This window comes from Alloyangia pacifica (assembly GCF_900116195.1).
In the GTDB taxonomy this organism is placed as follows: Bacteria; Pseudomonadota; Alphaproteobacteria; order Rhodobacterales; family Rhodobacteraceae; genus Salipiger; species Salipiger pacificus.
Genome location: NZ_FOZW01000016.1, coordinates 63545 through 77054 on the forward strand (window position 1 = coordinate 63545; position 13510 = coordinate 77054).

The 13510-nt window shown below is 67.1% G+C and carries 13 protein-coding genes; 7 read left to right on the top strand and 6 right to left on the bottom strand.

The annotated features are described in order from the left end of the window. Nucleotides 1–31 precede the first annotated feature (31 nt). From BM397_RS25275 to BM397_RS25305, 7 genes are all read left to right on the top strand, one after another. On the top strand, nt 32–535 hold the full coding sequence (locus tag BM397_RS25275) for a TRAP transporter small permease (protein ID WP_092429905.1): 504 nt from the start codon (nt 32–34) through the stop codon (nt 533–535). A 1-nt stretch (nt 536) separates the two neighbouring features. Next, nucleotides 537–1814 (top strand): TRAP transporter large permease, encoded by a 1278-nt coding sequence (locus BM397_RS25280; protein WP_092429907.1) that lies wholly within the window; start codon nt 537–539, stop codon nt 1812–1814. A 5-nt stretch (nt 1815–1819) separates the two neighbouring features. Continuing rightward, on the top strand, nt 1820–2620 hold the full coding sequence (locus BM397_RS25285; protein ID WP_245696217.1) for an NAD-dependent epimerase/dehydratase family protein: 801 nt from the start codon (nt 1820–1822) through the stop codon (nt 2618–2620). A gap of 67 nt (nt 2621–2687) precedes the next feature. Further along, nucleotides 2688–3590 carry a 5-dehydro-4-deoxyglucarate dehydratase gene (gene kdgD / locus BM397_RS25290; protein WP_092429909.1) on the top strand — a complete coding sequence of 301 codons (903 nt, stop codon included), beginning with the start codon at nt 2688–2690 and terminating at the stop codon, nt 3588–3590. Between the two features lie 18 nt (nt 3591–3608). Then, nucleotides 3609–4742, top strand: a complete 1134-nt coding sequence (locus BM397_RS25295) for a mandelate racemase/muconate lactonizing enzyme family protein (RefSeq protein WP_092429911.1) — start codon at nt 3609–3611, stop codon at nt 4740–4742. Nucleotides 4743–4956: 214 nt separating this feature from the next. Beyond that, on the top strand, nt 4957–5820 hold the full coding sequence (locus BM397_RS25300) for an amidohydrolase family protein (RefSeq protein WP_092429913.1): 864 nt from the start codon (nt 4957–4959) through the stop codon (nt 5818–5820). 17 nt (nt 5821–5837) lie between these two features. Continuing rightward, on the top strand, nt 5838–6482 hold the full coding sequence (locus BM397_RS25305) for an SGNH/GDSL hydrolase family protein (protein ID WP_092429915.1): 645 nt from the start codon (nt 5838–5840) through the stop codon (nt 6480–6482). Here BM397_RS25305 and BM397_RS25310 read toward each other — a convergent pair whose 3' ends face one another. The 6 genes from BM397_RS25310 to BM397_RS25335 all read right to left on the bottom strand — a co-directional run bounded on the left by BM397_RS25310 (nt 6483) and on the right by BM397_RS25335 (nt 13423). After that, complete coding sequence (locus BM397_RS25310) at nt 6483–7565, bottom strand: glycoside hydrolase family 88/105 protein (protein WP_092429917.1); 1083 nt, start codon at nt 7563–7565, stop codon at nt 6483–6485. Next, a complete protein-coding gene (pglA, locus tag BM397_RS25315; RefSeq protein WP_092429919.1) occupies nt 7562–9118 on the bottom strand; it encodes a polygalacturonase PglA in 1557 nt (518 codons plus the stop codon). Before pglA ends, BM397_RS25310 begins: the two co-directional genes overlap by 4 nt. Before the next feature lie 80 nt (nt 9119–9198). Beyond that, on the bottom strand, nt 9199–10476 hold the full coding sequence (locus BM397_RS25320) for an ABC transporter substrate-binding protein (RefSeq protein ID WP_092429921.1): 1278 nt from the start codon (nt 10474–10476) through the stop codon (nt 9199–9201). A gap of 27 nt (nt 10477–10503) precedes the next feature. Continuing rightward, the gene (locus tag BM397_RS25325; RefSeq protein WP_092429923.1) at nt 10504–11610 is read right to left on the bottom strand and encodes an ABC transporter ATP-binding protein; all 1107 of its coding nucleotides are present in this window, start codon (nt 11608–11610) and stop codon (nt 10504–10506) included. A gap of 5 nt (nt 11611–11615) precedes the next feature. Beyond that, nucleotides 11616–12539, bottom strand: a complete 924-nt coding sequence (locus BM397_RS25330) for a carbohydrate ABC transporter permease (RefSeq protein ID WP_092429925.1) — start codon at nt 12537–12539, stop codon at nt 11616–11618. A 2-nt stretch (nt 12540–12541) separates the two neighbouring features. Next, entirely contained in the window at nt 12542–13423 is an 882-nt protein-coding gene (locus tag BM397_RS25335; protein WP_092429927.1) for a carbohydrate ABC transporter permease, read from the bottom strand. Nucleotides 13424–13510 lie beyond the last annotated feature (87 nt).

Genomic DNA, 13510 nt, shown 5'->3' on the forward strand with positions numbered 1-13510 from the left:
CCGCGGGGACACGCCTTTTCCGGGAGGCACAATGGCACAGAGCCAAGAGGCCGGGGCAGGGGCCGTCTATCGCCTGCTCGATCTGCTCTCGCGGATCTGCGTTCTGGTGGCCGGCACCGGCCTCGTCGTCCTGATTGCCATCTTCGGCTGGCTGGTCTGGGGCCGCTATATCATGAACGACACCCCGACTTGGGTCGAGCAGCTGGCGCTGATCCTCGTGGTCTGGATCACCTTTCTGGGTGCCGCCGCCGGTGTCTGGGGCCGCACCCACCTGTCGGTGGATTTCCTGCGCGACGCCTTTCCGGGTCCGATCGCCCTGGCGATGAAATGGCTGGCTCTGATCGGCGTGCTGATCTTCGCGATCTGCCTCGGCTGGCAGGGATACATCCTTGCCGAGAACACATGGGGTCGCACCGTGCCGATGCTCGGCATCTCCGAGGGCATGCGCGCCGTGCCCATGGCGATCTGCGGCGCGCTGAGCGCGCTCTTCACCCTCTATCAAATGACCGAACTGGCGAAGGGCCGCGGGTACTGACATGGGTCTGATCATTCTTTTCGGGCTGTTCGCGGGCGGCCTCATCTGCGGCATGCCCGTGGCCTTCGCCATCGGCCTCGCGGCGGTCGGCGGCTTCGTCTACGAGGGGCTGCCGCTCTTCATCGGCTTCCAGCGCGTGCTCTCGGGCATCTCGGTGTTCTCGCTGCTGGCCATCCCCTTCTTCATCTTCGCCGGCGAGCTGATGATGCACGGCGGCATCGCCGGGCGGCTGGTGCGGCTGGCCTCCTCGGCGGTGGGCGCGATGAAGGGCGGGCTCGGCGTGGTCAACGTCGCCTCCTCGATGCTCTTCGGCGGCATCTCGGGCTCGGCGGTGGCGGACACCTCGGCGCTTGGTTCGATCCTCATCCCGGTGATGAAGGAAAAGGGCTATGACCCCGATTACGCGGTGAACGTCACGGTGACCTCCTCGGTCGCGGGCGTTGTGATCCCGCCCTCGCACAACATGATCCTCTTTGCCGTGGCGGCGGGCGGCGTGTCGGTGTCGAAGCTGTTCATCGCGGGCGTGATCCCCGGCATCCTCATGTGCCTCTGCCTCGGCATCGTGGCCTATGCGGTCGCCGTGCGCCGCGGTTACCCGGCCGAAACCTTTCCCGGATGGAAGGCGCTCGGCGTCTCGTTCATCGTCGCCCTGCCGGGGCTGATGACCGCGATCATCGTGGTGGGCGGCGTGCTCTCTGGCGTGATGACGGTCACCGAGTCCGGCGCTTTCGGGGCGATCTGGGCCATCCTGGTGACCACCTTCGTCTACCGCGAGCTGACCTGGGAGGGCTTCAAGACCGCCGTCGTCAGCTCGGTGCGCACCACGGCGCTGGTGATGCTGCTGGTGGCGACGGCCTCGGCCTTTTCCTACCTGCTGACGCTCTACCGGGTGCCGGACCTGCTGGCCAACGCAGTGACCGGCATCTCGGACAACCCGATCGTGATCCTGCTGCTGCTCAACCTGATCCTGCTGGTGCTTGGGATGATCATGGACATGGCGGCGCTGATCCTGATCTGCACGCCGATCTTCCTGCCAGTTGCGGTGGGGCTCGGGATGGACCCGGTGCAATTCGGCGTGGTGATGATGATGAACCTCGGCCTCGGCCTCTGCACCCCGCCAGTGGGCGCCTGCCTCTTTGTGGGCTGCGTCGTCGGCGGCGTTCGGATCGAACATGCGGTGAAGACGATCCTGCCGTTCTACGCGGCGATCCTCGTCGCGCTGCTGCTGGTGACATACGTGCCCGCCTTCTCCATGTTCCTGCCGAGCCTGATGGAGTGAGAGACATGAAGATGAAACGTATCCTGATCACCGGCGCGGCGGGCCAGCTTGGCACCATCCTGCGCGAGACGCTGAAGCCCCACGCCGAGGAGCTGCGCCTGTCGGACATCACCGAGATCACCGACCTCGGCCCGAACGAGAGCTTCGTGGCCTGCGACATCGCCGACGGAGAGGCGGTGAAGGCGCTGGTCGAGGGCTGCGACGGGGTGGTGCATCTCGGCGGCATCTCGGTCGAGAAGAATTTCGACCTGATCGAGGCGGCCAACCTGCGGGGCGTCTACAACCTCTACGAGGCGGCGCGGCTGCACGGCATGCCCCGGATCATCTTTGCCAGCTCCAACCACACCATCGGCTACTACCGGCAGGAACAGCGCCTTAAACCTACCGACCCGTTCAAGCCCGACGGGCTTTACGGCGTGTCGAAGATCTTCGGCGAGGCGGTGGCGAGCCTCTACCATGACAAGTTCGGGCAGGAGAGCGCGCTTGTGCGCATCGGCTCCTGCACCCCCAAGCCCGAGAACTGGCGGATGCTGTCCACATGGATCAGCCCGCGCGACTTCACCGCGCTGATCATGGCCGCCTTCACCGCGCCGCGGCTCGGCTGCACCGTGGTCTGGGGGCAATCGGCCAACGACATGGGCTGGTGGGACAACTCCCACGCCGCCTTCCTTGGCTGGGTGCCGCAGGACAATTCCCAAGACTACGCCGAGGAAATCCGCCGCACCGTGCCGCGCCCCGGCCCCGAGGACTCGGTGGCGAAATACCAGGGTGGCGTCTTCACCGACGAACCCATTCACCAGAGCTGACACGTCATTCCCATTCCCCAAGGCCCGCACGCGCGCGCCCAGAAGCTCCAAGCAAGAGGACCCACGCATGGACCCGCAACAGATCAAAGAAGCGCTCGGCTCCGGCCTGCTGTCGTTCCCCGTCACGCCGTTCGACGCCGACAACAAGTTCGCCGCCGATCCCTACCAGAAGCACGTCGAATGGCTGTCGGGCTTTGATGCCCCGGTGCTCTTCGCCGCCGGCGGCACAGGCGAGTTCTTCTCGCTGACCCCGGAGGAGATCCCGGCCATCGTCAGGGCCGCCAAGGAAAGCGCCGGCAAGACCGCGATCGTCTCGGGCTGCGGCTATGGCACCGAGATCGCCAAGGGCATCGCGCGCTCGGTCGAGGCGGCGGGCGGCGACGGTATCCTGCTGCTGCCGCACTACCTGATCGACGCGCCGCAGGAAGGGCTCTACGAGCACGTCAAGGCGGTCTGCGACGCCACCGGCATGGGTGTGATGGTCTACAACCGCGACAACGCCGTGCTGCAGGCCGACACGCTGGCGCGGCTCTGCGACGCCTGCCCGAACCTCGTCGGCTTCAAGGACGGCACCGGCGATATCGGCCTCGTGCGGCAGATCACCGCCAAGATGGGTGACCGGCTGACCTACCTCGGCGGCATGCCGACGGCGGAGCTTTTTGCCGAGGCCTACCTCGGCGCGGGCTTCACCACCTACAGCTCGGCGGTGTTCAACTTCGTCCCGGCGCTGGCCAACAAGTTCTACGCCGCGCTGCGGGCAGGGGACCGGACCACCTGCGAAGATATCCTCAAGAGCTTCTTCTACCCGTTCATGGAGCTGCGCTCGCGCCGCAAGGGCTACGCGGTCTCGGCGATCAAGGCGGGCGTGCGGCTGGTCGGCTTCGATGCGGGCCCTGTCCGGGCACCGCTGTCGGACCTCACGGGCGAGGAGGAAGAGATCCTCAAGGCCCTGATCGACGCGCACCAGTAAGGCAGGAAGGCTAGACCGATGAAGATCACCGAGATCCGCACCCATCTTCTGGAACACCGGCTCGAGACCGCCTTCGAGAGCGCGTCGATGCGCTTCGACAAGCGGGTGCATCTGCTGGTCGAGGTGATCTGCGACGACGGCACCACGGGCTGGGGCGAATGCCTCGGCCCGGCGGGCCCGAACCGCGCCATGGTCGAGGCCTACACCCCCTGGCTCATCGGCAAGGACCCGCTGGAGACCGAGAAGCACTGGGCGGTGCTCTACAACGCGCTGCGCGATCAGGGGCAGCGGGGGGTTTCCGTCTGTGCCCTTTCCGGCATCGACATCGCGCTCTGGGATATCAAGGGCAAGCACTTCGGCGTGCCGGTCTCGACGCTGCTCGGCGGGCGTTTCCGCGAGCGCATCCGCGCCTACGCAACCGGCTCGTTCAAGCGCGACGGCGTGGACCGGGTGGCCGACAATGCCGAGGAGACCGGGCGGCATGCCGCGGATGGCTTCCACGCGGTGAAGATCAAGATCGGCTTCGATCCTTCGGAGGATCTGCAGGTGATCAGGGCGGTGCGCGAGGCCATCGGGCCGGACACCCGCCTGATGATCGACGGCAACCACGGCTACGATGTGATCGAGGCGGTGCGCGTCGGCAATGCCGCAGCGGAATACGATATCGACTGGTTCGAGGAACCGGTGATCCCCGAGCAGCTGGATGCCTATGCCGAGGTCCGCGCGCGCCAGCCCATCCCGGTGGCGGGGGGCGAGACCTGGCATACCCGCTGGGGCTTTGCCGAGCCGCTGCGGCGCCGGGCGATCGACATCGCCCAGCCCGACCTCTGCGGCGTGGGTGGCTTCACCGAGGCCAAGCGCGTGGCCGACCTCGCGACCCTGCACGGGGTGCGCGTGGTGCCCCACGTCTGGGGCACCGCGGTGCAGATCGCCGCGGCGCTGCAGTTCATGGCGGCGATGGTGCCGGACCCGGTGCGCCGCGGCCCGATCGAGCCGATCATGGAGTTCGACCGCACCCACAACCCTTTCCGACAGGCGGTGGTGACCCGGCCCATCGAGCACGAGAACGGCTGGGTCAGCATCCCCGACGGCCCGGGGCTGGGGATCGAGATCGACCGGGACGCGCTGAAGGAATTCGCGCCGAAGGGGTGACGCGCGGAGTCGGGCGAGCGCCTGCCCGTGGGGTGGCGCTGCGACGATTGATGTCTGCGCTTTATGCCTGTCACATCCGCACGAAATCCGAGCGCCGCGCAACATGACCAAAGCGCCAGCCCGCCGGGACGGGCTGGTGCTCGCCCGGCGGCTTCGCCTTGATTCCGGGCGGATCAGCGCGGGAGACAAGCCGCCCGCATTCAGGAGGATTCCCATGATCGACCGCAAGCTTTCCGGCCCCAAGCCGAAGACGCCGATGCCCAAGGGCGCCTGCGATACGCAGATGCACATGTACCTGCCCGGCTACACGTGGCGCGAGGACGGCAAGGGTGTGCCCGCCGAGCCTCTGCCGACGCCCGCGATGTACCGCAAGACGATGGACTGGCTCGGCATCGAGCGGGTGGTGATCACCCAGGGCAACGGGCACCATATGGACAATTCCAGCCTGCTCGCCTGCGTTGCCGAGATGGGCGATTGCGCGCGGGGGGTGGCGGTGATCACCGGCGAGACCTCTGAGGCCGAAATGCTCCGGCTCTCCGAGGGCGGCATCGTGGGTGCGCGGATCATGGACCTGCCTGGCGGGGCGGTGGGGCTCGATCAGCTCGAGGCAGTGGACGCGCGCGCGGCGCAGGCGGGCTGGATGATGGCGGTGCAGTTCGACGGCACCGCGCTGCCGGAGCTGGAGCCACGGCTTGCCAAGCTCAAATCCAGATGGGTGCTCGATCACCACGGCAAGATTTTTGGCGGCATAACTGCCGAGCATATCGCCACCATCAAGCGCCTCATGGACGGCGGCAAGTGCTGGTTCAAGTTTGCCGGCTGCTACGAGGCGACCACCACCTCCGGCCCCGACTATCCCGACATTGCCGCGCTCAGCCGCGAGATCGGCGCGCATGCCCCCGAGCGCATCGTCTGGGGCACGAACTGGCCGCACAATGCCGCCAGCCGCACCGAGGACTATCCCGACGACGCGCATCTTCTGGATCTGGCGATGAGCTGGCTGCCGGACGAGGCGGCGCAGCGGCAGGTGCTGGCCGCCAACCCGCAGGCTCTCTATGGTTTTCCCAAGATGACCTGAGGAGGAGCAGAGACATCATGGCAGACCATTCGGCGCGCATCCTGTGTTACGGCGACAGCCTCACCTGGGGGCATGACCCCGCCAACGGCGGTTTGCGGCACGCGATTTCCGACCTCTGGCCCTCGGTGTTGGCAGAGGCGATCCCCGAGGCAACCGTGCTGGCCGACGGGGTGAACGGGCGCAGCACCTCCTTCGACGACCACGCCGCGCCCTGCGACCGCAACGCCACGCGCACGCTGCCGGTGGCGCTGGCGGCGCATATGCCGCTCGACCTGGTGGTGATCATGCTGGGCACCAACGACCTCAAGCCCAAGCATGGGGCGGTGGCGAGCGGCGCGCAGGCAGGGATGCGGCGGCTGATCCAGCTGGTGCGCGGCTTTCCTTTCAAGCCCGCCTCGGCGCAGCCGCAGATCCTGATCGTCGCGCCGCCCTATTGCATCGCGCCCGCCAAGGGCGCGCCCGACGGCCCGGCGCGGGTGGGGGAGTCGCATCTCTTCGCGCCGCTCTATGCCGAGTTGGCGGAAGAGGAGGGCGTGGCCTTCTTCGATGCGGGCCGCGTGGCGCAGCCCTCGCCGCTCGACGGGGTGCATCTCGATGCCGCCAACACGCGGGCCATCGGCGCGGCGCTGGCCGAGCCGGTGCGCGCGCTGCTGGCTCTCTGACTACTCGGCGGGAGTGCGGGCGGTGAGCCGCTGCGCTGCCGCCATCATCAGCGGACCGACGCCCTTTGCGTCATCCTCGACGATGTCCTCGCTGAGATAATACTCGCGCGAGCCGTCGCGCATCTTGCCGTCGAAACCGCCGAGGCCGGCCACGTGGCAGATGCGGGTGAGGCGGGTCACACCGCCTTGGGTTTCCAGCCGGGTCTCGATCAGCGCGTCATGGGCGCGCTGGCCGGCGTCGAACCACTCGCCCAGGCCCAGCTCGGTGCCGCGCATCAGCGCGTAGGCGAACATCGCCGAGGCCGAGCTTTCCTCGTAGTTGCCCGGCAGGTCCGGCGCGTCGAGCACCTGCGGCCAGAGTCCCGAGGGTGCTTGCTGGCGAGCCACGGCATTCAGCAGCTCGGCGGTCTGGCGCTTCGGTGCGCGCTCGGGGACCAGCGCGCAGATGTCGACCAGCGCCATCGCCAGCCAGCCCACCGCGCGGGCCCAGACCGCGGCGGAGCGGCCGGTTTCCGGATCGGCCCAGCCCTGCGCCTTGGCCGCATCATAGCCGTGGACGTAGAGGCCCGCCGGGCCGCGGGTCAGCTCGAGCGCGCGGGAAAGCTGCGCCAGCGCATCGTCGATCAACGCAGTCTGCTGACTGCGCAGCCCGTATTCGATCTGGAAGGGCAGCCCCATGTAGAGCCCGTCGAGCCAGACCTGGCTCGGGTAGCGCTGCTTGTGCCAGTAATTGCCCGCCGCCGTGCGCGGGTGGCGCGAGAGCTGCTCCGCCAGATGTCCGGCCGCGGCCATGTAGCGCGGATCGGCGGTCTCGTCGGCGAGGTGGAAGAGGCAGCGCCCGGCGAGGATGTGATCGATGTTGAACTCGTCGATCCGGTAGCCCGAGAGCGTGCCGTCGGGGGCGATCTGCGCATCGGTCAGGCGCTTGAGATGATCCCACCAGCGCGCCTCGCCGGTGGCCTCGTGCAACAGGGCGAGGCCGCGGTAGATGCAGCCGTCCTCGTAGCACCAGCTGCCGTCCTTGTAGTGGCTGTAGCGGCCCGCGAAGGCATCGAAATACTCCAGAACATCGGGAAGGGTCATGGCTGGGCAGGGCTCCGGTTGAGAAAGGCGTCGGTGCTGAGCGGGGCGGCTTCGGGGGCGGGGTGGCCCTCGATCGTCGCGTGTTCGGCAAGCACGCCGGCGTGGCGCAGGGCGCGCACCCCATCGGCCATGAGTGGCGGCTCGGCACGCGCGGCGGGATCGTGCGAATGAAGCGTGATACCTGACAGGCGGATCGGGCCGATGGGGGCCTCGGGGAGGCCGAGGAAGGCGCCGAGGGCATGGGCGAGGTTGCGGACCTCCACGTCCTCGACGGTGATCTCGCCGATGTGCGGGGTCAGGTGGCCGATCGCGGCGGGGGTGCGGGACTGCACCCAGTCGGCGTGGCCGTCGTGGTCGCAGAAGTAATGCGCGTTGGCCGAGAAGGCGGTGAGCACCCCGTCCATGGTCACGTTGCGCATGGCGATGCGGGCGATCTCGCCGCCGCGTCCGCGCCGCGTCTTCAGCCGCAGGCCGCGGTCGGTACCGAGCATCTCGCAGTCGCGCACGGTGACGTCGGTGACGCCGCCGGACATCTCCGAGCCGATGACGCAGCCGCCGTGGCCGCGCTCCATCAGGCAATGCTGCACGGTGACGCGGCGGGTGGGGCGCAGGTGGTCGTCCTCGCCCTTGTCGCCGCGCTTGCCGGCCTTGATCGCGATGCAGTCGTCGCCGACCGAGAAATGCGTGCCGAGGATGGTGACGTCCTCGCACATGTCGGGATCGAAGCCGTCGGTGTTGGGGCTGTCGTGCGGGGCCTGAATGCTGAGGCAGGCGGCAAAGAGATCGCGGCAGCCCTGTGGGTGGATGGTCCAGCTCGGCGCGTTGCGGATGGTGAAGCCGATGAGCCGGGTCGCCTCGGCGTCGATCAGGTGCAGGCCGCGCGGGCGGCGGGCGCCCTCGCGCGTTTGCTTCGGCCAGCTCCACCAGTCGCCGCGGTCGCCGCCGCCGTCGAGCGTACCGAAACCCTCGATTGTGAGGTTGCGCGTGTTGATGGCGTGCAGCGGGGCGCGGAAACAGGCGGCGGGCAGCCCCTCCCACGAACCGAGCATGGTGCCGCCCGGGCTGCGGGCAGGCAGGATCGACCAGCCGGTTCGGTCCGAGGGGGCGGCGAGGGTGGCGCCGTGGGAAAGGTGCAGGATCATGTCCGAGCGCAGCTCGACCGGGGCGCAGAGCCAGATGCCGGGCGGGACGATCAGCGTGCCACCTTGCGGCAGCCTTGCGATGGCCTCGGCGAAGGCGGCGGCGTTTCCGGCTGCGGCCAGCGGAGTGTCGGGCAGGCCTGCCCGGGCACCGAAATCGGTCACATCGAGCGCGCCGGGACAGGGGGCGGTGGTGAAGTTCAGGCTCTCGCCGCCGCAGCGGAATTGGTAGTCGCTGCCCGGCACCAACGGGCCGAGCGGCAGCACCACGCGGCAGGCCGTGCCCTCGGCCACGGTCACGCCGGCGCGGCTCAGCCGCCAAGGGCGGGCCGGTTCGAGCGTGAAGCGGGCGGGGGGCGGTGCGAGGCACAGCACGGCCATGCGCGGGGTCACCGCGGCGCAACGGAGGGTCATGGGCAGGACTTTCGTCTGGGGATGCGGGGCGGCCCGGAGTGGTGGGGCCGCCCCTGAGGGGAGGTCTCAGTCGTCGCGGGTCAGTCGAACTGGCTCAACACGTCGTTGGCGCCCTCGATGATGTACCCGGCGGCCTCCTCGGCGCTGACCATGCCGTAGGCGAACTCCTCGAGCGTATCGACGAAGGTCGCGCGCAGCTCGGGGTGCTCGTTGAACGGCGACACGGCCGGACCCTCGGAGGCCATCATGATCTCATGCGCCTTGAGCAGCTCGGGCTTGATCGCGCCCGCCGCCTCGAGCCGGTCCAGCGCCACCTTCGAGGCCGGCAGGCCGCGGGTGTCGCCGAGCGCGTCGATGCCCTCGGGCTCATTGACGAGGCAGTTGAGGACCTCGGCCGCCGCATCGGGGTTACTGGAGTTTTTCGACACGGCAAAGAGCATCGAAGGCTTGCGGTAGACGCCCTGCGTCACCGCGTCCTCGAAGGTGACCATGGGCACCGGGGTCAGCACCTCGCCTTCGGCCAGCGGGTCGGAGAACTTGAAATAGGTGCTGTCCCACTCGTAGGAGCCGGCGATCTTGCCCTCGGCCCAGGCGGTCTTCTCATAGAGCTTCACGTTGCCCTCGGCGGCCTCGTCCTGACGAGACTGGATGGCACCGGTGTCGACCATGCGCTGGTAGAAGGTGATGCCTTCGACCAGTTCTTCCGGGGTCCATGCGACGCGGTTGGTTTCCGGGTCCACGAGGTCCTTACCGGTCTTCTGGGTGACCGCGAGCGAGACCAGCAGCTGGGCGCTTTCCGAGACGGCGTTGAACAGGCGGTAGTCCTCGCCTTCCTTGTCGCGCAGCGCCTCGGCGGCGCCGAAGAATTCTTCCCAGGTGGTCGGCGGGGTCAGCCCGGCCTCTTCGAGCGTGGTGGTGTTGAAGAAGAACACCCGCCCCGTGGTCGAGACCGGGATGCCCTGCACGTGGCCCTTCACCGTCACGCCGTCGAGATCGGCCTGCGGGTACTGCGACAGGTCCACCGCACCCAGATCCTGCAGGTCGGCAAAGCCGGTGCCATCGCGCGAAAAGAGCGGTAGCCACGGCCAGTTCACCTGGATGAGGTCGGCTTCGGTGCCGCCCGCCATCTGGGTGGTGAGTTTCTCGAGGTAGCCGGCGAAGCCGGTGAACTCGGGGGCAATGGTATGGCCGTATTTCTCGCCACAGACCTTCAGCGCCTCCTGCGTGGCGACATGGCGCGAGTCGCCGCCCCACCAGCTCATCCGCAGGTCGGCGGCATGGGCCATGCTGGTCGCCGACGACAGCGCGCAAGGTACCAGGGCGCTGGCGAGCAGCGCCTTCTTGATGGTCGATTTCATTTTGAAAACCTCCTCCTAGTTTTCGGTTCAGCCCGCGAGGGGCAGGGATACATTCGCGCCGCTCGCGCGGTCGAAGATATGCGCATGGGCAAGGTCGGGCGTCAGGCGGATGCGCTCGTCCGAGCGGTCGAGCGCGTCGTATTCTGCAGCGCCCGCGACGGTGGTGATCTCCTTGCCCTCGAGCATGGCGTGCAGGTAGACCTCGTGCCCCATGAACTCGGCCGAGCGCAGCCGCGCGGTCAGCCCGTTGCCCGCCGAGAGCTTCATGTGCTGCGGGCGGATGCCGAGAGCCGCCTCCTGCGGCTTGGCGTGCATCCGGTTCAGCACTGCCTCGTCGAGCGAGATCACCTGCCCGCCAAGGCGGAAGTCGGTGCCCTCGATCTCGCCGTCGATCACGTTCATCTCGGGCGAGCCGATGAAGCCCGCGACGAAAAGATTGGCGGGGCGGTCGTAAAGTTCCTTGGGGGTGGCAACCTGCATGATGTGGCCGTCCTTCATCACGCAGATGCGGTCGCCCATGGTCATCGCCTCGGTCTGGTCGTGGGTTACATAGACCACCGTCGAGGGGCGGCCCTCGGCCTTCAGACGCTTGTGCAGGTCGGTGATCCGCACCCGCATCGAGGCGCGCAGCTTGGCGTCGAGGTTCGAGAGCGGCTCGTCGAAGAGGAAAACCTCGGGCTTCTTGATCAGCGCCCGGCCCAAAGCGACGCGCTGCGCCTGACCTCCCGAGAGTTGTTTCGGCAGCCGGTCGAGCAGCGGCTCGATCTCGAGGATGCGGGCGACCTCCCTTACGGCGGCCTCGCGCTCCGCCTTCGGCACATGCGCGAGGCGCAGGCCGAAGGCGAGGTTCGAGCGCACCTTCATGTGCGGGTAGAGCGCGTAGTTCTGGAACACCATGGCGATGCGGCGCTTGCCGGGGGGCAGGGCGTTGACGATGCGGTCGCCGATGCGGATCTCGCCGCTGGTGACTTCCTCGAGCCCGGCGATCATCCGCAGCGTGGTCGACTTGGCGCAGCCCGAGGGGCCGACCAGCACCATGAACTCGCCTTCCTGGACATCGAGGTCGATCCCGTGCACCGCCTTGAAAGCACCGCCATAGACCTTTTCAAGCTTGCTGAGTTGCAGACGTGCCATTGCGATTATCCTTTCACCCCACCGGCCGAGAGGCCCTCGATGAAGTATTTCTGAGCCATGAAGAACACGATGAGCGCGGGCGTGATGGTGAGCACGGACATCGCCAGGATGCGGTTCCATTCGAACGCCTCGGTCGTGTCGATCGAGAGTTTCAGCGCGAGGCTGACCGGGTACTTGTCGACCGAGCTGATGTAGATCAGCGGGCCGAGGAAGTCGTTCATCGTCCACATGAACTGGAACAGGCAGACCGAGATGAGGGCCGGGGCCAGCATCGGCACCACGATGAACACCAGCGTCTGCCATGAGTTCGCGCCGTCGACCCGCGCCGCCTCTTCCATGTCGCCCGGGATGGCGCGCAGGAACTGCACCAGCATGAAGACGAAGAAGGCGTCACCGGCAAAGGCAGAGGGCACCCAGAGCGGCAGGAAACTGTCGAGCCAGCCAAGGTCGCGGAACAGCAGGTACTGCGGGATGCGGGTCACGACGTTGGGCAGCAGCAGGATCGCGATGACCGAGCCGAAGAGCAGTTTCTTCAGCGGGAAGTCAAAACGGGCGAAGCCATAGGCCACCATGGTGCAGCTGATCGCCGTGCCGATCACCTTGGGGATGATGATCAGGAAGGAGTTCAGGAAGAACCGCCCGAAGGTGTAGGGGGTCGAGGTCTCCCAGCCTTTCACGTAGCCCTCGGTGGTGGGCTCCTGCGGGACGAAGCCGGGGTTGGCGAAGATCTCGGCGTTGGTCTTGAAGGACGCGCCCACCAGCCAGATCAGCGGGTAGAGCATCATCAGCCCCACCCCGAAGAGGATGATGTAGCGCACCGCGGCCGAGATCTTGGCGTTGCGGATCTGCCGGGCGTTGGCGGCGCGGGCCTCGGCGAGGCCGTCGGCGCCGGCAGTGATGACATCGGAGGCGTGTGAGATATCGGTCATGTTCAGCTCCGCTTGTCGCCGGCGTAGTAGACCCACTTCTTCGAGGACCAGAAGGCCGCGAGGGTGAGCACCATGATGATCACGAAGAGCACCCAGGCGATGGCCGAGGCATAGCCCATGTCGAAGCGGCGGAAGGCCTCGTCGTAGATGTACATTGGGAGCAGGTAGGTGGACTTCAGCGGGCCGCCCTGGGTGATGATGTAGGGGCCGTTGAACTCCTGGAACGCCTGAACCATCTGCATGATCAGGTTGAAGAAAATCACCGGGGTGATCAGCGGGATGGTAATGAAGATGAAGCAATGCGCCTTGCTCGCGCCGTCGATTTCGGCGGCCTCGTAGAGCGACTTGTCGATCGACTGCAGCGCGGCGAGGAAGATCACCATGGCCGAGCCGAACTGCCAGCAGCGCAGCAGGGTGATGGTGAAGAGCGCGTTCTGCGGATCGCCGAACCAGTTCACCGCCTCGAAGCCGAGGCTCGTGAGCAGCATGTTCACCAGCCCCTCGGAGGCGAAGATGTAGCGCCAGAGCACCGCGATGGCGATCGACCCGCCGAGGATCGAGGGCACGTAGAAGGCGGTGCGGAAGAAGTTGATGAATTTCAGCTTGTAGTTGAGGATGTAGGCAATGAAGAGCGCGAAGGCGAGCTTCAGCGGCACCGTGGTGAAGACGTAGATCAGCGTCACCGTGAGCGAGCGCCGGAACGTCCGATCCTTGGTGAAGAGCTGGGTATAGTTCTCCAGTCCCGTCCATCTTGGTGCCGACATCAGGTTGTAATCGGTGAAGCTGAGATAGAGCGATGCCCCGAAGGGGATCATCGTGAAGACCAGAAGTCCGATGATGTAGGGCGTCAGGTAGCCAAGCCCGAGAGCGCGCTTGCGCGTCATGGCCTGCCTCCCGTGCCGCGACCTGCCGGAACGGCGGCCGACTTCGGCGAAATAAGCATATGTCCTCCCGAACTGTGCGGAGTTTGC